The sequence below is a fragment of the Rhodococcus sp. A14 genome (assembly GCF_011603105.1).
GTDB classification, from domain to species: Bacteria; Actinomycetota; Actinomycetes; order Mycobacteriales; family Mycobacteriaceae; genus Rhodococcus_F; species Rhodococcus_F opacus.
On sequence record NZ_JAAOQS010000028.1, the window covers coordinates 1 to 20911 of the forward strand.

General features: G+C 67.7%; 20 protein-coding genes. 8 read left to right on the plus strand and 12 right to left on the minus strand.

The window, feature by feature from the left end:
• Positions 1 to 362 (plus strand): crosslink repair DNA glycosylase YcaQ family protein (locus G9373_RS16835; RefSeq protein WP_240960574.1); only part of this gene is annotated, 362 nt, incomplete at its 5' end.
• Here the strand turns inward: G9373_RS16835 and G9373_RS16840 are convergent.
• Together G9373_RS16840 and G9373_RS16845 are read right to left on the minus strand one after the other, a co-directional pair.
• A complete protein-coding gene (locus G9373_RS16840) occupies positions 323 to 1189 on the minus strand; it encodes a hypothetical protein (RefSeq protein ID WP_005264657.1) in 867 nt (288 codons plus the stop codon). The genes G9373_RS16835 and G9373_RS16840 overlap by 40 nt on opposite strands.
• Entirely contained in the window at positions 1179 to 1874 is a 696-nt protein-coding gene (locus G9373_RS16845) for a metallophosphoesterase (RefSeq protein WP_167115941.1), read from the minus strand. The genes G9373_RS16840 and G9373_RS16845 overlap by 11 nt, the downstream gene beginning before the upstream one ends.
• Before the next feature lie 65 nt (positions 1875 to 1939).
• On the opposite strand from G9373_RS16845, the gene G9373_RS16850 reads away from it, so the two are divergent.
• Positions 1940 to 2527 carry a suppressor of fused domain protein gene (locus G9373_RS16850; RefSeq protein WP_346842832.1) on the plus strand — a complete coding sequence of 196 codons (588 nt, stop codon included), beginning with the start codon at positions 1940 to 1942 and terminating at the stop codon, positions 2525 to 2527.
• Here the strand turns inward: G9373_RS16850 and corA are convergent.
• Complete coding sequence (gene corA / locus G9373_RS16855) at positions 2524 to 3615, minus strand: magnesium/cobalt transporter CorA (protein ID WP_005571688.1); 1092 nt, start codon at positions 3613 to 3615, stop codon at positions 2524 to 2526. The genes G9373_RS16850 and corA overlap by 4 nt on opposite strands.
• 146 nt (positions 3616 to 3761) lie before the next feature.
• On the opposite strand from corA, the gene G9373_RS16860 reads away from it, so the two are divergent.
• The 3 genes from G9373_RS16860 to G9373_RS16870 all read left to right on the plus strand — a co-directional run bounded on the left by G9373_RS16860 (position 3762) and on the right by G9373_RS16870 (position 6542).
• On the plus strand, positions 3762 to 4616 hold the full coding sequence (locus G9373_RS16860) for a PHP domain-containing protein (RefSeq protein ID WP_167115944.1): 855 nt from the start codon (positions 3762 to 3764) through the stop codon (positions 4614 to 4616).
• Positions 4613 to 4972, plus strand: coding sequence for a hypothetical protein (locus G9373_RS16865; protein ID WP_005571685.1), 360 nt, complete (start codon positions 4613 to 4615; stop codon positions 4970 to 4972). The genes G9373_RS16860 and G9373_RS16865 overlap by 4 nt, the downstream gene beginning before the upstream one ends.
• A 376-nt stretch (positions 4973 to 5348) precedes the next feature.
• The gene (locus G9373_RS16870) at positions 5349 to 6542 is read left to right on the plus strand and encodes an NADP-dependent malic enzyme (protein WP_005571683.1); all 1194 of its coding nucleotides are present in this window, start codon (positions 5349 to 5351) and stop codon (positions 6540 to 6542) included.
• An 82-nt stretch (positions 6543 to 6624) separates the two neighbouring features.
• Here the strand turns inward: G9373_RS16870 and G9373_RS16875 are convergent, their stop codons facing one another.
• From G9373_RS16875 to G9373_RS16890, 4 genes are read right to left on the minus strand one after another with little or no spacing between them, the layout of a single operon-like run.
• A complete protein-coding gene (locus tag G9373_RS16875; RefSeq protein ID WP_167115947.1) occupies positions 6625 to 7329 on the minus strand; it encodes an ABC transporter permease in 705 nt (234 codons plus the stop codon).
• Positions 7326 to 8024 carry an ABC transporter permease subunit gene (locus G9373_RS16880; protein WP_005560756.1) on the minus strand — a complete coding sequence of 233 codons (699 nt, stop codon included), beginning with the start codon at positions 8022 to 8024 and terminating at the stop codon, positions 7326 to 7328. Before G9373_RS16880 ends, G9373_RS16875 begins: the two co-directional genes overlap by 4 nt.
• Positions 8025 to 8028: 4 nt before the next feature.
• A complete protein-coding gene (locus G9373_RS16885; protein ID WP_167115950.1) occupies positions 8029 to 9186 on the minus strand; it encodes an ATP-binding cassette domain-containing protein in 1158 nt (385 codons plus the stop codon).
• Positions 9187 to 9197: 11 nt separating this feature from the next.
• Positions 9198 to 10169, minus strand: a complete 972-nt coding sequence (locus G9373_RS16890; RefSeq protein ID WP_167115953.1) for an ABC transporter substrate-binding protein — start codon at positions 10167 to 10169, stop codon at positions 9198 to 9200.
• Positions 10170 to 10312: 143 nt separating this feature from the next.
• Between G9373_RS16890 and G9373_RS16895 the strand changes: the two genes are divergently transcribed.
• Positions 10313 to 11254, plus strand: coding sequence for an ABC transporter substrate-binding protein (locus G9373_RS16895; protein ID WP_167115955.1), 942 nt, complete (start codon positions 10313 to 10315; stop codon positions 11252 to 11254).
• Here G9373_RS16895 and G9373_RS16900 read toward each other — a convergent pair.
• From G9373_RS16900 to G9373_RS16910, 3 genes are read right to left on the minus strand one after another with little or no spacing between them, the layout of a single operon-like run.
• Entirely contained in the window at positions 11213 to 12133 is a 921-nt protein-coding gene (locus G9373_RS16900; RefSeq protein ID WP_167115958.1) for an alpha/beta hydrolase, read from the minus strand. The two genes, G9373_RS16895 and G9373_RS16900, sit on opposite strands and share 42 nt — an antisense overlap.
• 7 nt (positions 12134 to 12140) lie before the next feature.
• A complete protein-coding gene (locus tag G9373_RS16905; RefSeq protein WP_167115961.1) occupies positions 12141 to 12971 on the minus strand; it encodes an SDR family NAD(P)-dependent oxidoreductase in 831 nt (276 codons plus the stop codon).
• The gene (locus tag G9373_RS16910; protein WP_005253734.1) at positions 12968 to 14569 is read right to left on the minus strand and encodes an NAD(P)/FAD-dependent oxidoreductase; all 1602 of its coding nucleotides are present in this window, start codon (positions 14567 to 14569) and stop codon (positions 12968 to 12970) included. Before G9373_RS16910 ends, G9373_RS16905 begins: the two co-directional genes overlap by 4 nt.
• A gap of 70 nt (positions 14570 to 14639) precedes the next feature.
• Between G9373_RS16910 and G9373_RS16915 the strand changes: the two genes are divergently transcribed.
• Together G9373_RS16915 and G9373_RS16920 are read left to right on the plus strand one after the other, a co-directional pair.
• A complete protein-coding gene (locus tag G9373_RS16915) occupies positions 14640 to 15287 on the plus strand; it encodes a TetR/AcrR family transcriptional regulator (protein ID WP_005239342.1) in 648 nt (215 codons plus the stop codon).
• Positions 15288 to 15380: 93 nt separating this feature from the next.
• Positions 15381 to 16349, plus strand: a complete 969-nt coding sequence (locus G9373_RS16920) for a hypothetical protein (RefSeq protein WP_240960575.1) — start codon at positions 15381 to 15383, stop codon at positions 16347 to 16349.
• Here the strand turns inward: G9373_RS16920 and G9373_RS16925 are convergent.
• Both G9373_RS16925 and G9373_RS16930 read right to left on the minus strand, forming a co-directional pair.
• Positions 16346 to 17062, minus strand: a complete 717-nt coding sequence (locus G9373_RS16925; protein ID WP_054248368.1) for an AAA family ATPase — start codon at positions 17060 to 17062, stop codon at positions 16346 to 16348. The genes G9373_RS16920 and G9373_RS16925 overlap by 4 nt on opposite strands.
• Before the next feature lie 17 nt (positions 17063 to 17079).
• Complete coding sequence (locus G9373_RS16930) at positions 17080 to 20856, minus strand: multifunctional oxoglutarate decarboxylase/oxoglutarate dehydrogenase thiamine pyrophosphate-binding subunit/dihydrolipoyllysine-residue succinyltransferase subunit (RefSeq protein WP_167115963.1); 3777 nt, start codon at positions 20854 to 20856, stop codon at positions 17080 to 17082.
• Positions 20857 to 20911 lie beyond the last annotated feature (55 nt).

Genomic DNA, 20911 nt, shown 5'->3' on the forward strand with positions numbered 1-20911 from the left:
GCCCCGACCCGGGCACCCCCGCCCCCGTCCGCATCCTCGCGCCGTTCGACAACGTGCTGCTCTCGCACGCGGACCGCGGGCGCCTCCTCGACGACGACGTGCGGAAGAAGGTCTTCACCCAGAACGGCATCATCAAACCTGCCGTCCTGGTGAACGGCAGGGTCGCGGCGTTCACCACGACGGTGGTCGAGAAGTCCCGTGCGGTACTCGACGTGGAGCCGTTGGCGAAGATCGCGAAGACGCACCGCACCGCGATCGAGGCGGAGGGGCAGGCGACTGTTGAAGTTCGCGCACCCCGACGCGCCCGAGCGCGTCGTGCGGTTCACGGACTAGCCGGTTTGTGCCTGCGCGGTGCGAGATGACTGAGCTCGGCGATGATCTCGTCGTTCCAGACATGCTGGCGCACAAGGCGGTACCGCTCGCGCGCCACCCACAGGTAGGCCTCGGCGTCGGTGTGGTCGGGCAGCATCTCCGCGGCCCGCAGCATCCGGACCACCGGCAGGAACTCCTCACCGAACCAGCGCCGGGCCACGGTCTCACGGCTGAGGAATTCGCCCACCTCCTGCATGAGCCGGAAGCCCCACGCCTCGACGCTCTGGCTGATCTCGGCGTACTCCCAGGGATCGGTGACGACCACGGCCGCCCGCTGCGGCCCGCTCAACGGCACCCGCGTGAGGAACAGGCGGCGGTGATCCTTGATGACCAGGTCGCCTCGCTGCGCGATCCCGTCGGGGGAGATCTTGGTCTGGATCTCGGTGACGTAGGCGTCGATCGTGCTCCAGTGCATCGCGTACGCGATGGAGACGCGGTGGTGGCCGTCGCTGACGAAGTGCATGGACCCGATCCGATACACCTGGATCGGCGGCACCGACTCGCCCCGGCGCTGCGCGGCCGCCAGCCGTTGCCAGCGCTCGCGCACGCGGGTGGACGTGGGCCGGAAGAACCGGTCGAAGTCGCGGGTCCGGTCGACGCTCCCGACGATGGAGTTGACCGGGATCACCTGCAGTCCGAGCGATCGTTCCCCGACCCGTCCGACTGCCGCGACCACCTCGTCGAACGGCAGGATCTCGTTGACGTCGTCCGGTTCGCGGCGAAGCCAGCTGACCAGCCGCGACAACTCGGCGCGACGACGCTGGCGGGTGAAATCGTTCTCCGCGTCGGCGGCGGGGAACCCGGTGTCACGTGCCATGCCTGCGCCTGACGATGGTGGGGTCGGCACCCGGGGCCAACTCCATCAGGGTGAATCCCACGGTGTTGATCACCGTCGTCGCGCCGAGCGTGCGGTCCTCGGCCGCCCGGCCGTACGGGTGGACGTGCCCGTGAATCATGACGCGGGCCTGCAACCTGCCCGCCAGGGTCTCGAAGCATTCGAAACCCCGGTGCGGTGGATCCTCCTGGTCGCCCACTCCGCGGGGTGGGCTGTGCGTGAGCAGCACGTCGACGCCGGACACACCCGAGCGGCGTGCGTGCCACGCACTCGTCAGCGCCAGGTTGCGCGCCCGCCGCCGCTGCTGCCGCTCGGTCCACTGATTGGGGCCGTCGTTGTAGCGGATCGACCCACCCAGGCCCGCGATGCGCAGGCCAGCGATCCGCACGATCCGGCCGTCCGCGTTGACCGCGCCGCAGGGCCCCGGCCACGCCGAGGGCAGACCCGCCCGCATCCATCCGACACGTCCCGCGGAGTAGCCGGACAGATCGGCGTCGTGGTTGCCCGGCACGAAGACGCACGGCGCGTCGAGCGCGTCGGTCAGGTACTCCAGGTAGTCGAACGGGAGATCGCCCGCACCGAGGATCAAGTCGACGTCCATGGCACGCACCTGCGAACTCCACAGCGACTCGATCGTCTCGTCGGACACTGCGAGTACCGAGACCATGCTCCGACGCTACCGGCTCGCGAGGCCGGAGGACGGGTGAGCGGCTTCGGTGGTTTGATTGCGGGGTGACTGACAGCGTTGTGGCCTCTGTTCGCGCGCACCTGCTGAGGCAGATCGGGGGACCGGAGCCGACTGCGGCATCGGTGACGTTCCTGGGCGTCGAGCCGCTGGACGTGCTGCGGTTCGCACCCGACGACGAGGATCTGGTTCGCTACGTGACCCTGGGGTGCTCCCGGCACCCGATGGGCGACCCCGGCGAGCTGGTGGCCGACCCTCTCCGGGGCCCCCGCGCCGAACTGATCCTCACCCTGCGCGGCGGGGCCGGGGTGGCGTCGGGAGTGGCGCGCACACTCGCGGTCCTGGCGGCGGCGCCGTCGGTGGAAGGCGTGGTTCTCGTCGAGGACGCGTTGCTCGACCTGGGGGAGCCGCTGTGGAAGGACACACCGTTCGCAGCCGTGCTGCTCGGTGAGTCGTCCGTTCCCGACCTCCCGCTGCCCGAACCCGCGGAGGCCGTGCGGTTCCTCGCGGTCGTGCCGATCACCGGCACCGAGGCGGCGTGGGTCCGACTGCGCGGCGCCGGCGCACTGCGCGACGCCTGGGCGGAGGCGGGCATCGACGTCCGCGATCCGCACCGCGGTGCCGCGTCCCTCTAGAGCCAGTGGTTCCGGCGGAACGTGACGAACAGGCCCACCGTCACCGACGCGATCACGAACACCACGCCGTGATAGCCGTACTGCCAATGTAGTTCGGGCATGTTGTCGAAGTTCATGCCGTAGATGCCCGCGATCATCGTCGGCACTGCCGCGATGGCCACCCACGCCGATATCTTGCGCATGTCGGTGTTCTGCTGCACGGCGATCTTGGCGAGGGCGGCATCGACGAGTGAGCTGAGAACCTCGTCGTATTCGGCGATCCGCTCGGCGACGGTGGTGTGGTGGTCGAGGACGTCACGGAAGTAGCGGCGGATCTCCTTCGGCACCGGATTGCCCGGGGATCGCGTCAGCCGGAGCAGCGGATTGGACAGCGGGTTCACCGACTTGCGGAGTTCGACGATCTCGCGCTTGAGAAGGTAGATGTGTTCGACCGCGACGCTGCTGCGCGGACTGAACACTGCCTCCTCCATGCCGTCGACGTCCTCCTCGATGGCCTGGGTGACCTCGAGGTACGTGTCCACCACGTGGTCCGCCACGGCGTGCAGCACCGCGTACGGGCCCAGTGCGAGCCGCTCCTGGTTCGCCTCCAGCGCGTGGCGGACGTTCGCGAGCGGGGAGTGGTCACCGTGCCGCACGGTGATGACGAAGTCGGCGCCCACGAACACCATGATCTCGCCGGTCTCGACGATCTCGCTGGCGGTGGCCACCGACTCGTGCGGCACGTAGTTGACGGTCCGCAGCACCAGGAACAGCACGTCGTCGTAGCGTTCCAGCTTCGGCCGCTGGTGGGCGTGGACGGCGTCCTCGACCATCAATTCGTGCAGCCCGAACGTCTCAGCCACGCTCTCCATCTGCCCCTCGTCGGGGGCGAGCAGCCCGACCCACACGAATCCTTCACCCCGTGTGCGGACCTCGGCCATCGCGGCCTGGTGCGTGTACTTGCCGGGAAGCCTCGTGCCGTCGACATACACACCACAGTCGACGATGGCGCGCGCGGTCGGGATGCGGATCCTGGGGCCCGGGTCCTTGTCACCTCTGCGCTGATCCTTGTCGCTGCCGCGCTTGGGGAGCGAGGGCACAGGCGGCACGGGCCCCTCCCTTCACCGTCGAGTCGGAAACGCTGCTGGTGAATCGTACGTCAGCACCCGCTCCGGGCCGGCGGCGTCGCACGACACGCCAGGCCTCCGGGCCGCACGCTCGGACCCCGCGCCGCGACACCTGACAGACTGGTCTGGTGCTCATCGATCTCCACACTCATTCGACGGCCTCCGACGGAACCGACAGCCCGGCGGACCTGGTGCGCGCCGCGGGGGCGGCGGGACTCGACATCGTGGCGATCACCGATCACGACACGACCGCGGGGTGGGCCGAAGCGGCCGCGGCGTTGCCTGCGGGGCTCGCGCTGGTGCGCGGCATGGAGATGTCCTGCGAGGGGCGCGGTGAGGACGGACGCCCGGTCGCGGTGCATCTCCTCGCCTACCTGTTCGATCCCGCGCACGCGGCGTTCGCACGCGAGCGGGAACGGTTGCGGAACGAGCGGATCGTGCGAATCCGCGCGATGGCCGAGTTGATGATGGAGGACGGTCTGCCCATCGACGCCGACGAGGTGCTCGCGGAGGCGGGACCCGCGGCGGGGCGCCCGCACCTGGCCAGGGCTCTGATGCGCGCCGGTGTGGTTTGCAGCGTCGGTGAGGCGTTCGTGGATCTGCTGGCCCCACGCGGCAGGTACTTCGTCGACAAGTCGGACACCCCCCTCGACGACGCCGTGCAACTGGTGGCGGAGGCCGGGGGCGTGAGCGTCCTCGCCCACGGACGGGCCCGCACGAGGGGACGACTACTGTCACTCGATCACGTCCGTGACCTGGCGGGAGCCGGTCTCCACGGGCTAGAGGCACATCACCCCGACCACTCGTCGGACGACGCGCGGGTACTGCAGGAACTGGCCGACGAGTGCGGTCTGGTCGTCACCGGCTCCTCCGACTACCACGGCACGAACAAGGCCATCCGGCTCGGCGAGTTCTCGACGGACACCGACGAATTCGACACCCTCGTATCGAAAGCATCCGGGGTGCAGGTGGTCTCGGCATGAACACGCACGAGTCCGAGCGGTACGAACCTTATGCTCCCATCCTCCCGCGGACGGTGACGGCCACCGGACCGCGACGCAGCCCTCTCGTGGTCCGCGCACTGCGCGCCCTCAGCGGGGCCGTCGCCGCCGGCGTGGTGATCCTCTGCCTCGTCGTGATCGGCTCCGCCTACGTGGGCGGCGGCCGGGGCTTTCCCGGCCCGGGGACGATCTCCATCACCGCACACCTGGTCGCGTCCGTGTTCGTGATCGTGGCGCAAAGGTGTGCGGACCGCCGCGACGGTCTCGTCGCCGTGGTCGCATCCGTCGCCGTCCTCGCGGCGGCGGCGCTTCTGCTGGCTACCCAGTGGTGGGGTTGACGGACGCCCGGCGCGTTATGTGAAACCGGCTCTCACAGTGACCCGCGGGTAACTTGTTCTCACAGGTAGAGGCCAGAAAAGGTGAGACATCTGACTCTCGTGGCAATTTGATTGTGCATCGATATTCGTGCCAGACTTAGCACCACTCCGACGTCGGCGCCACCGCCCTTCGGCGGGGGTTTATGGCAGTGTTGCCAGGGCTCACCCGCCCGTGCCATGACGCTTCGGAAGTTCTGCGGCCATCGTGATCGCGCACCCCGGAAGCTTCACCCTCAGTTGTCGTTCGTGGAGTAACTGTGAAGATCAGCGCCGATCCTCACGGTTACTTCTCAGTAACCCGGCCCCGAGTGAGCCTGGACTTAGCAGGAGTGTCATCGTGTCCATCGTGTCCGAACCCACCACACCGCAGAAGGTCGAGCTGACCGACGAGGAGATCTTCGCCGGCCACATCGGGGGGAAGCTCTCGGTTGAGACCACGACCGCCCTCGATACGCAGCGCGCCCTGTCCATCGCCTACACGCCCGGCGTCGCGCAGGTCTCCCGCGCCATCGCCGCCGACGAAACCCTCGCCGACCGGTACACCTGGACCAGCCGCCTGGTGGTCGTCGTCTCCGACGGCTCCGCGGTACTCGGTCTCGGGGACATCGGCCCCCGGGCCTCCCTGCCCGTGATGGAGGGCAAGTCCGCCCTGTTCAAGAACTTCGCGGGCCTGAACTCGATCCCGCTGGTCCTCGACACCAAGGACCCCGACGAGATCGTCGAAACCCTGATCCGGCTGCGCCCGAGCTTCGGGGCGGTCAACTTGGAGGACATCTCCGCGCCGCGCTGCTTCGAGATCGAAAAGCGCGTCATCGAGGCCCTGGACTGCCCGGTCATGCACGACGACCAGCACGGCACCGCCATCGTCGTCCTGGCCGCCCTCAAGGGTGCGGTCAAGGTCCAGGACCGCGACCTCCACCAGCTGCGGGTCGTCATCTCCGGTGCCGGCGCCGCCGGTGTCGCCTGCGCGAACATCCTGCTCGCCGCCGGGATCGCCGATGTCACGGTCCTCGATTCGAAGGGCATCGTCTCCGCCGACCGCAAGGACCTGAACGAGATCAAGGTCGATCTGGCCGCACGCACCAACCCGGCCGGCCGCCGCGGCGGCACCGCCGAAGCCCTCGACGGGGCGGATGTGTTCCTCGGGGTGTCCGCGGGCACCGTGCCGGAGGAGCTGATCGCGACGATGGCGCAGGATTCGATCGTGTTCGCGTTGTCGAACCCGGACCCGGAGATCCACCCGGACATCGCCCGTAAGCATGCGGCGATCGTGGCCACCGGGCGCAGTGACTTCCCGAACCAGATCAACAATGTGCTGGCCTTCCCCGGTGTGTTCCGGGGCGCGCTCGATGCCGGTGCCCGCCGGATCACCGAAGGTATGAAGCTCGCCGCCGCCGAGGCAATCCTCTCGGTCGTCGGTGACGAGCTGGCTGTAGACAAGATCGTTCCCAGCCCGCTCGATCCTCGCGTCGCCCCCGCTGTCGCGGAGGCAGTCGCCGCCGCTGCTCGCGCAGAAGGCGTCACCGACTAGCGAGAATCCGTCGAGCACCCCGATCCGGAACCCGCACCCACGGTTCCGGTGTCGGGGTGTTTGCCGTTGGGTGACGTGTTCGCTACGACGCGCGGTCGGCGATCTGTTCGGCGCTCGGATTGCGGCGCAGACGGCCGGTCCCGGGAACGGACGCCCACACCGCCAGCGCGAGCAGGCCGTCCAAGACCAGAGCGAGGATCGTCACGAGCAGCGCACCGACGAGCACCCGGTCGTACTGGCGCAGCGCCAGTCCGTCGAAGATGTAGCGGCCCAGGCCGCCGAGATTGACATACGCAGCAACCGTTGCAGTCGCGATGATCTGCAGGGTGGCGTTGCGCAGCCCGCCGAGCATGAGCGGCAGCGCATTCGGGGCCTCGACACGCGTGAGGACCTGCCACTCGGTCATCCCCATCGCGCGGGCGGCGTCCACGACCGTCCGGTCGACGTTCGCAACACCCGCGTACGTGCCCGCGAGCACCGGCGGGATTCCGAGGATCACCAGGGCCAGGATCGGCGGGATCAGACCCAGTCCGAGCAGCAGCACCAGGAACGTCAGCAGACCCAGTGTCGGCAACGACCGGAGCGCGTTGACGAGACCGACCACGACCACGTCACCCTTGCGCAGATGCCCGATGATCAGACCGATCGGCACCGCGACCACCGCGGACAGGGCGACCGCCAGGAAGCTGTACCAGAGGTGCTCGAGGATGCGGGCGCCGATTCCGGTGCTGCCCGACCAGTTTCCCGGATCGACGATGTACTCCCATGCGCCGCCGAAGATGTTCACGAAGCCTCCCCTGCGGCCGGGGCCGCCGACTGTCCCGCGACCAGCGGCGTGCGCCGGACCCTCTGTTGCCGGGTCCACGGTGTCAGTGCCCGCCCGACCAGGAACAGCAGCAGGTCGAACGCGAGGGCCAGAACGACGATCGCGATGATCCCGGCGAGGATCTGGTCCGGGTAGTCTCGCTGGTAGCCCTGGGTGAACAGGGTGCCGAGACCGCCGATCCCGATCAGCGAACCCACCGACACCAGCGAGATGTTGGTCACCGCCACCACTCGCACGTTCGCGACGAGAACGGGTAGCGCGAGGGGCAATTCGACGGTCAGGGCCCGGCGGAGCCGGGTGAAACCCATCGCGGTGGCCGAGTCGACGACGTCGGCGGGAACGGAGTCGAGGGCCTCGGGCACGGCGCGGATGAGCAGGGCGGTGGAGTAGATCGTCAGCGCGATCACCACATTGAGCGGATCCAGGATCTGCAGTCCGACGACGGAGGGGATTGTCACGAACAATGCCAGCGACGGAATCGTGAACGCGATGCCCGCGACGATCAGCGTGATCTTCCGCAGCCAGGACGCACCCCGGATCGCGGTCCCGACCGGGACCGCGATGAGCAACCCGATCAGGAGCGGAACCAGCGCGAGGTAGAGATGGGTCTTCGTCAGGTCGACGACGACCGAGAAGTTGTCGATGAGCCACCGCATGAGATCACGGCCCGTCCGGGGTTGCCGGTTGGGCAGTGAAGAAGTGCTCACCCCTCGCGCGATCCTCGGCCGCCCGCTGCTCGGCCAGCTTCGCGATCACCTCGGAGCCGAGGATGCCGCCGGTGACCGCGCCGTCCGGGTCGACGGCCACTCCGATGCCCGACGGAGACGAGATGGCCGCGTCCAGGGCCTGCCGCAGGTCGGAGCCGGGGGAGAAGAGGGATCCGCCCGCCGCAGTGCATTCGGAGACGGGCCGTCCGGCCCGCGCCCCCTCGACGCCGGTGACGTCGATCCACCCCCGCGGTACGCCCGCGTCCGTGACGACCAGGACCCATTCACCCCGCTCGAGCCGGAGCGCCGGCAACTCCTTCTCGGTCGCCGTCCGGATGGTGTGCAGCGGAACCTGATCTGCCGTCCGGAACGACAGTCCGCGGTACCCGCGGTCGCGTCCCACGAACGAGGCGACGAAATCGGTGGCCGGCGCGGACAGCACCGTGTCGGGCGCGTCGTACTGCTGCAACCGGCCACCCGGCCCGAAGACCGCCACCCGGTCGCCGAGTTTGACGGCCTCGTCGATGTCGTGGGTGACGAACACGATCGTCTTGCGCATCTCGGCCTGCAGGCGCTGCATCTCGGCCTGCAGATCTTCGCGGACAACGGGATCGACGGCGCTGAACGGCTCGTCCATCAGCAGGATCGGCGGGTCGGCGGCCAGCGCCCGCGCGACCCCGACACGTTGTTGCTGCCCGCCGGACAGCTGCCCGGGATAGCGGGACGCCAGCGCCGGGTCGAGTCCGACCCGTTCGAGCACCGCCAACGCGGCCTTGCGGGCGTTGCGTCGTGAGTCGCCGCGCAGCACAGGCACGGTCGCGACGTTGTCGACCACCGTGCGGTGCGGCAGCAGTCCTGCGCTCTGGATGACGTAGCCGATGCCGAGCCGAAGCTTCACCGCGTCGGTCTGGGCGATGTCCCGGCCGTCGACCGTGATCGTTCCCGCGGTCGGGGTGATCATCCGGTTGATCATCCGCATCGACGTGGTCTTGCCGCACCCGGACGGCCCGACGAAGACCGTGAACGATTCGGCGTCGATCTCCAGGTCGAGGCTGTCGACCGCCGTCGTGCCGTCCGGGTACCGCTTGGTGAGTCCCGAGAATGTGATCACGGCAGGCTCCTCTACGAGACCGGCTTGTCGAGCCCCTGGTCCGTCACCCACTGCTTCGCGGCCGCCGTCGGCTCGGTTTTCGCGTAACCCGACACGGAATCGTTGAGCGCGACAAGCTCTTCGGTGGTCAGCTTCGCCGACAGTGCGTCGAGCGCCCGGGTCAGCTTGTCGGAGGACTTGGTGGCGCGCACCACCGGCACGACGTTCTGCGCCGCGAAGTTGTTCTGCGGATCCGCGAGCACGACGAAACCGTTCTGCGCGATGGCCGGGGACGTCGTGAAGATGTCGGCGGCCGTGATCTGTTCCGACGCGAGGGCGTCCACCGTGGCCGGACCGCCGCCGTCGGCGATCGGGACGAAGTTGTCGGCCGTGATGTCCAGGCCGTACTTGGCCTTCAGGCCGGGCAGGCCACCGGGGCGTTCCTGGAATTCGGCGGGTGCACCGAACTTGACCTCGTTCGAGTGCGCCGCGAGATCCGCAATGGAGGTGAGGTTCCAGCGCTGCGCCGTCTCCTTCGTGACGACGACGGCGTCCTTGTCCTCGGCCGGGGCCGGCGTGGTGATCGTCAGTTCCGAACCCAGCGCGGCCGGCAGCGCGGCGTCCACGTCGGCGGCGCTCGTGGCCGTCGAATCCGGGTCGAGATACTGCAGCAGGTTGCCCGTGTAGTCGGGGATGACGTCGATCGACCCGTCCTTGAGCGCAGGAATGTAGGCCTCACGGCTGCCGATGTTGAACTTCGTCGTCACGTCGAACCCGTTGGCGCGGAGGACCTCGGTGTAGATGTTCGCGACCGTCTCCGATTCGGGGAAGTTCGCGGATCCCACGATGATCGTGTTCGGGTCGTCACCCGATCTCTCGCCGCCGGCGGACAGGGGGTCGGATCCGCCACCGCACGCCGCGAGCGACACGACGGCCACCGTCGCGAGAGCGATAGTGCCAACGGAGCGGCGGGTGAAGCCCGACAGAATTCGTGAGGTGCGCATGAGCGTCCTTCCCGTTGTCACCGGCGCCGGACCTGCCGACGGAAACCGGCGGACGCGTGTCCGCGCCATCGGTTGGCCAGTGTAACGATAGGGGCGGACAGAGCACGGTTTTCGACCAGCTCGAGGTAAACGAAAGGCGCGACGTGGCACACACACGGACAGACGGATCGGCCGAGCGCCCGGCGGCATGGTCCCGGGCCCTGATCGCCGGGTCCGCGCTGCTACTGGTCGCGGGGGTGGCGTCGGGATGCGCAGGTGGTGACACGACCCTCGACGGTTCCGCGGGGCAGGGGCAGAGCGAGATCGTGGTGGGTGCGGGTGACGGCGCGGAGAGCCGGATCCTGGCCGAAATCTATGCGGGTGCCCTGCGTTCGACCGGGGCGCCGGTCGTCACCGACGGGGGACTCGGCGACCGGACCGCGTACCTCGGGCAGCTCGATGCCGGAAACGTCACGCTGGTGCCGGAGTTCACGGGCCGGTTGCTGCGCTACTACGCCCCCGAATCGGCGGAGACGGAACAGGACGATGTGTTCGAGGCGTTGAGCAAGGCTCTGCCGCAGGGGCTTTCGATCTCCGACTTCGCGGCTGCCGAGGACAGGTCGGCGCTGGCCGTGACCTCGCAGACGTCGGGGCAGCTGGATCTCACCACCCTGGACGAACTCGTTCCCTCGTGCAGCAGGAGCACTGCCGTGCTCGCCCCGGCGTTCGAGGCCGACGCGCTTCCCGACCTCACCGGCTGCACGTTCGCGCAGACCCGGACAGTGGCCGACGACGCCGCGGCCGTCGGCGAACTCGCCGCCCCGGTATCGGCGGACGGAGCCGTGCGGGTGGCCGGGGTGACCACCGCGTCACCGGACGTCTCGGACGCCGATCTGGTGCTGCTGGCGGACGACGATCACGTGTTCACCGCACAGAACGTGGTGCCGCTGTTCCGGATCGGAACTCTCACCGAAGCCCAGCTGAAGGCGTTGAACGTCGTGGCGGGTGAGCTGACGACCGCGGACCTGGCCGACATGATCGGCCAGGTCCGCGGTGGTGCAGATTCAGCCGACGTGGCGCGGGTGTGGCTCGACGCTCATCTGTGAACCCAGGAACGCCCCGAGTTCCGCGACCGCATCCGCGGCCTCGCGGACCAGGGACGCCTGCAGGTGGGCGACGTGCCACAGCCGGGCGTACTCGGTGAGCGTGACGTCCACGTCCGACTCGTTCAGCTTGTCGACGAATTCCATGATCTGCGGGTAGAGCACCTCGTCGACCCCGACGTGGATCAGCGTCGGCGGTAGTCCCGCCAGATTTCCGTGCAGCGGTGCGTAACCCGGATCGTGTGCGTCCCCGTTGCCCAGGTACTTTTCGGAGGCGTCGAACGACCACGCTGTGTTGACCACGAGATCCCGGTCCCGGGACGTGTCACGCCTGCCGGGATCGACCCACGGGGCGATCAGCGCCAACGCGGCCGGAGTGACACCGTGCCGGTCGATCAGGCGGCGCGCGGTGGCAACCGTCAGGCCACCGCCCGCCGAATCGCCCGCGATCGCGAGTTGCTCTGTCTCGTAACCGTGCTCGGTGTTCAGTTCCAGGTACGCCGCGACCGCGTCCTCGAGCCCCGCCGGGAACGGATGCTCCGGGGCCAGCCGGTAGTCGAGGGTGTAGACGACACTGCCGGATTCCCTGGCGATGTGAGCGGCCAGCGAACGGTGCGTGGCGAGCGAACCGATGGTGTACGCCCCACCGTGCAGGTAGAGCACGGCGGTCCGGCGTTCGGTGGCTCCCACCGTGATTCGCTCCGCCGGCCGCCCGGCCAGCGAGGTCGGGCGGACGACGGCACCTGCAGGGACCTGCTGCAGCGGAGCGCCGAGGTCGAGGACCGCCCTCTGGACGGTGTGCGGAAGCCGGGCGTTGAGGCTGAGGCGGTAGAACGGCCGGAGTGCCGTCGCGACGACCGGCAGCGGCAGGTGGAAGCTCATCGGTACCTCAGTTCGACTTGGGGAGGACTCGTCCGGCGACGAGGGCAACCACACGCTGGTAGCTCGGTCCGACGAGCCGCACCCAGGCGTCGAGGAACTTGGCGTCGGCGCCGATCAGGACGCGCGGCTTGCCCTTGCGGACACCGTTCACGATGGTCGCCGCCGCCGCTTCCGGAGTGGTGCGTGCGAGTTTCTGGTCGAAGAACTTCGCGAACGTGTCGAGGTCCTCGCCCGGTCCCGCGGTGGCGTTGCGGGCGATGGCCGTCTTGATGCCACCGGGGTGCACACACGTCACCTTGACGGGGTGTTTGGCGATCAGCATCTCCTGGCGCAGCGACTCGGTGAAACCGCGCACCGCGAACTTCGCCGAGTTGTACGCGCTCTGACCCGGCATGGACAGCAGCCCGAAGAGGCTCGAGACGTTCACGACGTGGCCGTCGCCCGACGCGATGAGATGCGGCAGGAAAGCCTTGGTGCCGTTGACGACTCCCCAGAAATCCACGTCCATGATCTTCTCGATGTCCTTGAACTCGGCCTTCTCGAACTCGCCGTGGTAGGCGATGCCGGCGTTGTTGTACACCTGGTTGATCTTGCCGAAGTGCGCCCGCACCTCGTCGGCGTACGCGAGCACGGCCTCGCGCTGGGTGACGTCCAGGTGATCGGCCTTGACCTCGGCGCCCAACGCCTCGGCCTGGCGTGCCGTCTCGGCGAGCCCGACCGTGTCCATGTCCGAGATCGCCAACCTGGCACCCCGGCCCGCTAGGTTGAGGGCGAGCGCCCTGCCGATACCGGAACCGGCTCCGGTGATCACGACTACCTTGCCTGCGAACTCGCTCACTGTGCTGTCACCTTGTCGTCGTCGAGGTCGATCTGTGCCGGGATGGCGGCGGGGCCGGGGGTCTTGCCGTTCACGTGCACGGGTGCAGGCAGATCGGCGGTGGCCACGCTGTCGTATGCGGTGAGGTCGAAGCGCTTCGTCTCGTTCCGGAACTGGAACGTGAAGCCCGGCCACAGCGTGGTGTTGTTGCCGTGCTTGTCGAGGTACCAGCTGGCGCACCCACCGTTGTTCCAGACGCTGTGCGACAGCTTCTCCTGGAGTTCGGCGTTGTACCGGTCCTGGGCGTCCTGACGGACCTCGATCTTGCCGATGCCGTACTTGTCGAGCGTCCGAAGGGCGTCGACGAGGTAATTGAGCTGCGACTCGATCATGTAGACCATCGAGGTGTGGCCCAGGCCCGTGTTCGGGCCCACCAGGAAGAACATGTTGGGGAAGTTCGCGATCGCCGCGCCCTTGTAGCCCTGCTGGCCGCCCTCGTCGAAGACGTCGGCGAGCGAGCGCCCGTCCTTGCCGAAGATGCCCTCGAACGTGGGGGAGTCGGTGACGTGGAAGCCGGTGGCGACGACGATGGCATCGACTTCGCGGACGGTGCCGTCCTTCGAGATCACCGAGTTGGCCGTGACCTCGGCGATGCCGTCGGTCACCAGGTCGACGTTGTCCTGCGCGAGGGTGGGGTAGTAGTTGTTCGAGATCAGCATGCGCTTGCAGCCGATCTGGAAGTTCGGCGTGACCTTCTTGCGCAGATCCTTGTCCTTGATCTGGCGGCGCAGGTGGCGCTCGGCCGCGAGCTGCAGCGGCTTCATGAAGACCGGGGCCTTCGCGAGTCCGACGACCTGGCTCTCGCGCATCCAGTAGATGCCGGTGCGGCACAGCTTCTGGAAGCCGGGGAGGTATTTGAACGCGGCGTGCTCGAGCTTCGTGTACTCGCGGTCCGCGCGGGGCAGGATCCACGGCGCCGTGCGCTGGTACACGTCGAGGTGCGACACCTTCTTGCCGATGGCGGGCACGATCTGGATGGCCGAGGCGCCGGTGCCGATGACGGCGACGCGCTTCCCCGTCAGGTCGGCGTCGTGGTTCCAGCGGGCGGAGTGGAAGATCTCGCCCTGGAAGCCTTCGATGCCTTTGATGTCAGGGAGGGACGGCTCGCACAGCGCGCCGACCGCGGAGACGAGGACCTTCGCGACGAAGTTCCCCTTCGTGGTAGTGACCTCCCAGCGGGTGGTCGACTCGTTCCAGTGGGCGGACTGCACGTCACAGCCGAACAGGTGCTTGTCGCGCACCTTGTATTTGTCGGCCACCGACTGGATGTACTTCTGGATCTCCGGCTGCGTCGAGAACGACCGGGTCCACTCCGGGTTCAGTGCGAACGAGTAGGAGTACAGATGTGAGGGAACATCGCACGCCGCGCCCGGGTACGTGTTGTCTCGCCAGGTACCACCGACGTCGGTGCCGCGTTCGAGCACGAGGAAGTCGGTCTTGCCTGCCTGGGTCAGCTTGATCGCCGCGCCGAGGCCGGCGAACCCGCTGCCGATGATCAGCGTGTCGATGTGCCGGACACCTGCGGTGGTGGCGGAAGTATCTGTGACGGGGAGACTCATGTAAGAAACAATAGGGCGCTATTGAGGGGCAGTCAATAGCCTATTGACCTTCATTCAGTAGTCTTGTCTCATGGACGTCGTGAAGCGGACCCGTCTCAGCCCCGAACAACGGCGCGCGCAACTGATCGATCTCGGTGCCAAGATGCTGGCGCAGCGCCCGTTGGAACAGATCTCCGTCGAGGACATCGCCGATCAGGCGGGTGTCTCCCGCGGCCTCCTGTTCCACTACTTCGCGTCCAAGCACGACTTCCACCTCGAGATCGTCCGGCACACCAGCAGCGAGATGCTCGCCCGCACCGCCCCCGACCCGTACGTCGGGGAAGCGCGGGATCCGATGCAGATCCTGCGCTCGGTGCTCGCGTCGTACGTCGACTACGTCAGCGAGAACCGGGGCACGTACGTGTCGCTCCTGCGGGGAACGGCGAGTGGCGACCCGGATATGCGCGCCGTCTTCGAGGAGACCCGCGCCGTGATGTCCGAACGGACCCTCGAACAACTGCCTGCGATCGGAATCGAGCCCACCCGGGCGGTCGAACTCGCGGTCCGGGGCTGGATCGCCTATGTCGAGGAAGTCACGATCACCTGGCTGCGCGACCCGCACCTGACCCGCGACGAACTGATCGAACTCAACGTTCAGGCCCTTCCCGCGCTCGCCGTCGCCGCCGCACCCGAGATCGCCGCCGCGCTGGTGTCGGCCACCACGACCCGACACCCCTAGTACTCGGGGCACGCCCGTAGTACCCGCGGGTGAAAACGGTTTCGTTCCCCGGCGTGACGTGGTGACGCATGCGACGTTTCTAGCGTTCTCGTCATGACCACCCTCTATCTCCGCTCCCGCGTCGTCGCGTCCCGCCAGGTGCCGCTGGCGGTGATGGTCGCCGCGATGTCCGCCCTCGCGCTGGTGTGCGCCGTCGGCCTCCTCAGCGACGACCGGACCGTGCTCGGGGTGTCCGTGTGGCTCGAGCCGCTGAAGTTCGCGGTCTCCTTCGCGCTCTACGGGGCCACTTTGGCGTGGTTGCTGACCCTCCCGCACCGAGGCAGCAGATGGACGCGCGCGATGGCGACGGTGTTCGCCGTGACCGGCATCCTCGACGTCGGATTCATCGCGGTGCAGGCTGCGCGCGGAACGTTCAGCCACTTCAACACGTCCGACGACGCCGTCAACACGATCGGCCAGTACGTGTTCATGACCGGTGTCCCCGGACTGTTCGTCGCGAACCTCGTGATCGCCCTGATTCTGCTCTTCCAGCGCGTGGGGGATCGTCCCCTCACCCGAGCCATCCATGCAGGTCTGTTCCTGGCGGTGGCCGGGATGGCACTCGGCTACCTCATGGGATTCCAGGGTCGCCAGACGACTACCGACGCGAACGGCCGCGTCGCCGAACTCGCCGCGCGGCACAGCGTCGGCGTCACCGACGATAATCCGGGACTGCCGGTCACCAACTGGAGCACGTCCGGCGGCGATCTCCGCATCCCGCACTTCGTCGGACTGCACGGCCTGCAGGTGATGCTGATCGGCGCACTCGTGCTGAGCGTCCTCGCGTCGCGGATTCCCTGGCTCCGCAGCGAGGGAACCCGAGCCTCCCTGATGGCCGTGCTGACGCTCGCCTACACCGGGCTGATCGCCGTGCTCACCTGGCAGGCGTTCCGCGGCCAGCCCCTGGTCCACCCCGACGCGCTCACCCTCGCCGCCCTCGGCGGACTCCTCGCCGCCACCGCCCTCGCCGTCCGGGCCGTGAGGTCGCGGGCAAAGGCCGGGCAGCAGGCGGGGCCGGCCTAGAGATGCCGCAGGAAGCGGTCGGGTCCGTCGAGGAACGACCGCCAGTTGCGGACGAGGTCGAGCTGATTCCACTCGGGGTAGTCGATGCCCTCGTCGGTGAGTTCCCAGATCTCGGCGCCGGGCGCGGCGGCGAGGAGGGGAGAGTGCGTCGCCATGATCACCTGCGAGCCCTCCTCGGCGAGATCCGCGATCACGCCGAGCAGGGCCAGACAGGACTGGAACGACAGCGCGGCCTCCGGCTCGTCCAGAATCCACAGGCCGACGCCGATCGGACGGTCGGCGACGTACCGAAGGAACGACTGACCGTGCGAGAGCTGGTTGAACGACGGATCGTCCGCACGGGGACGTGACTCGTCGGCCGCACCGAACAGTGAATGCATCGACTCGGCACGCAGGAAACACCCGCCGTACGGCTGCGGCTGGGCGCCGAGACACGTGAGGTGAGTGCCGAGGTCCGCGTCCTCGGGGCTGGATCCCGCCGACCACAACCGGTCCTGCGCCCCGCGGAACCCACCCTGCCAGGCCGCGGCGATCGACTCGACCAGCGTCGACTTCCCGACACCGTTCTCACCCACGATCACCGTGACCGGCCGCTCGAATGCCAGCCCGTTGTCGCGCAGTTCCGCCACCGAGGGCAGGTCCAGATACCACGAAGCCGGGTCGAATCCGCTCCGTGGAGTGAACTCGACCCGGCTCAGTGGCAGATCAGTCAAACGCTCAGCTGAACGCTTCAGCCGAACGCTTCATCGATGATCTCCTGCTGTTCCACAGCGTGCACCTTGCTCGAACCCGAGGACGGTGCCGACATCGAACGACGCGAGATGCGCTTGATTCCGGACAGCTTGTCGGGCAGCAACTCGGGCAGAGCGAGACCGAAGAACGGCCACGCGCCCTGGTTCGCCGGCTCCTCCTGAACCCACCGGAACTCGGTGGCGTTCGGGTAGCGGTCCAGCGTCTCGCGGAGACGACGGCTCGGAACCGGGTACAGCTGCTCGATACGGACGATCGCGATGTCCTCGCGGTTGTCCTTCTGCTTCTTCGCCAGCAGCTCCCAGTACAGCTTGCCGCTGACGAGGAGGACACGACGAACCTTGTCGCGTTCGGCGTCGCCCGTCTCGTACGTGGGCTCCTCGAACACCGAGCGGAACTTGCCGGTGGTGAAGTCCTCGACGTCGGAGACCGCGGCCTTGTTCCGCAGCATCGACTTCGGTGTGAAGACGACCAGCGGGCGGCGGATTCCGTCGAGCGAGTGACGACGCAGCAGGTGGAAGTAGCTGGCCGGGGTGGACGGCACGGCCACGGTCATCGAACCCTCGGCGCACAACTGCAGGAAGCGCTCGATCCGACCGGACGTGTGGTCGGGACCCTGACCCTCGTGGCCGTGCGGCAGCAGCAGCACGACGTCGGACAGCTGGCCCCACTTGGCCTCACCGGACGAGATGAACTCGTCGATGATCGACTGCGCGCCGTTGACGAAGTCACCGAACTGCGCCTCCCACAGCACGAGCGCGTCCGGGTTGCCCACGGAGTAGCCGTACTCGAAGCCGACGGCGGCGAACTCGCTGAGTGCGGAGTCGTAGACCAGGAACTTTCCGGGGTTCTCGCTGCCCAGGTTCTGCAGCGGGGTGTACTCGGCGCCCGTCTTGCGGTCGATGAGGACCGAGTGACGCTGCGTGAACGTGCCGCGCTTGGAATCCTGGCCGGACAGGCGAACCATCTTGCCCTGGTCGACCAGCGAACCGAATGCGAGCAGCTCGGCGAACGCCCAGTCGATCTTGCCCTCGCGGGACATTTCGCGGCGCTTCTCGATGACCGGCTTGACGCGCGGGTGCACGGTGAAGCCCTCGGGTACGTTGACGAACGCGTCGCCGATCCGCTCGAGCACCGACTCGTCGACGGACGTCTTCAACTTCGTGGGCAGCACCTGGTCGAGCTCGACCGACTCACTGGGCTCCGGCGTGTACTTCTCGAGTTCGCGAACCTCGTTGAACACCCGTTCCAGCTGGCCCTGGTAGTCGCGGAGTGCGTCTTCGGCTTCCTTCAGCGAGATGTCGCCGCGGCCGATCAGGGATTCGGTGTAGCTCTTACGCACGCTGCGCTTGGTGTCGATCACGTCGTACATCGCCGGCTGCGTCATCGACGGGTCGTCGCCCTCGTTGTGACCGCGACGGCGGTAGCAGATCATGTCGATGACGACGTCCTTCTGGAACTTCTCCCGGAAGTCGACAGCGAGCTGGGCGACCCAGACGCAGGCCTCGGGGTCGTCGCCGTTCACGTGGAAGATCGGCGCGCCGATCATCTTCGCGACATCGGTGCAGTACTCGGACGAACGCGAGTACTCCGGGGCGGTGGTGAAACCGACCTGGTTGTTGACCACGATGTGCACGGTGCCGCCGGTGCGGTACCCGCGCAGCAGTGCCAGGTTCAACGTCTCGGCCACGACACCCTGACCGGCGAACGCGGCGTCGCCGTGCAGCATGAGTGGCAGGACGGTGAAGCCGTCCTCACCCTTGTCGAGGATGTCCTGCTTCGCGCGGACCAGGCCCTCGAGGACCGGGTCGACCGCCTCGAGGTGCGACGGGTTGGCCGTCAGCGACACGGTGATGTCGTTGTCGCCGAACATCTGGATGTACGTGCCCTCGGCGCCGAGGTGGTACTTCACGTCGCCGGAGCCGTGCGCGGCCGCCGGGTTCATGTTGCCCTCGAACTCGGTGAAGATCTTCGAGTACGGCTTGCCGACGATGTTCGCGAGAACGTTGAGGCGACCGCGGTGCGGCATGCCGATGACGACCTCGTCGAGCTGGTGCTCGGCGGCCTGGTCGATGACGGCGTCCATCATCGGGATGACGGACTCGGCGCCCTCCAGGGAGAACCGCTTCTGGCCGACGTACTTGGTCTGCAGGAACGTCTCGAACGCCTCGGCGGCGTTGAGCTTGCTCAGGATGTACTTCTGCTGAGCGACCGTGGGCTTGACGTGGTGCGCCTCGACCCGGTCCTGCAGCCACTGCTGCTGCTCCGGCTCCAGGATGTGCGTGTACTCCACGCCGACGTGGCGGCAGTACGCGTCGCGCAGCACGCTGAGCACGTCGCGCAGCTTCATCTTCTCCTGGCCGTGGAAGCCGCCGACCTTGAACTCGCGGTCGAGGTCCCACAGGGTCAGGTCGTGCGTGCGGACGTCCAGGTCCGGGTGGCTGCGGAACTTGTCCTTGACGAACTGCAGCGGATCCGTGTCGGCCATCAGGTGACCGCGGTTGCGGTACGCGGCGATCAGTTCGAGAACACGGGTGTTCTTGTCGACGGCGCCTTCGGGCACGTCCTTGCGCCAGCGGACCGGCTCGTACGGGATGTGCAGCGCGTGGAAGATCTCGTCGTAGAACTCGTCGCTGATCAGCAGGTTGTGGATGGTCCGGAGGAAATCGCCGGACTCGGCACCCTGGATGATGCGGTGGTCGTACGTCGAGGTGAGCGTCATGAGCTTGCCGACGCCGATCTCGGCGAGGCGCTCGTCGCTCGCGCCCTGGAACTCGGCGGGGTACTCCATCGCGCCGGCACCGATGATGGCGCCCTGGCCGTTCATCAGTCGCGGCACGGAGTGCACGGTGCCGATGCCGCCGGGGTTGGTGAGCGAGATCGTGACACCCGAGAAGTCTTCGGCGGTGAGCTTGCCGTCACGCGCGCGCCGGACGATGTCCTCGTAGGCGCTGTAGAACTGCGTGAAGTTGTGGGTGTCGGTGTTCTTGATCGCGGCGACGACGAGGGACCGGCTGCCGTCCTTGCCCGGCAGGTCGATGGCCAGACCGAGGTTGGTGTGTGCGGGGGTGACCGCGTTGGGCTTGCCGTCGATCTCGGCGAAGTGCCGGTTCATGTTCGGGAACGCCTTGACCGCCTGCACGATCGCGTAACCCAGCAGGTGCGTGAACGAGATCTTGCCGCCGCGGGTACGGGCGAGGTGGTTGTTGATGACGATCCGGTTGTCGAACATCAGCTTCGCAGGGATGGCGCGAACGCTGGTGGCGGTCGGAATGGCCAGCGAGGCCGACATGTTCTTGGCGACGGCAGCAGCTGCGCCGCGGAGAACCTTCGACTCGTCTACTGCAGGAGCGGGAGCGGACGCCTTCGCGTCCTTCGCCGCGGTCTCCTTCGCGGGTGCGGCCTTCTTGGGGGCCTCGGTCTTCGGGGCAGCAGCCTTCGGAGCTGCACCGTTGGGTGCAGTCTTCGGCGCGGCACCGCTGGCCGTCTTGGTCTGAGGCTTGGGTGCGGTCTCGGACTCGGGAACCGGGGGAGTCGACGCCTTGGCGGAGGGAGCGGCAGCAGGTGCGGCGGTGGTGGTGCCGTTCGTGCCGTGTCCGTTGGCTGCGCCTGCCTTGGCGGCGGCGTCGGGAGAGTAATCCGTCAGGAATTCGTGCCAACTCGCGTCCACGGACGACGGATCGTCCTGGAAACGCTGGTACATTTCGTCAACCAACCACTGGTTCTGTCCGAACTGGGATGTAGAGCTGCTGCTCACGGCAGGTGTTCGCCTCGTTTCTATTTCGGTACCCGATCAGAGCGCCTATATACAT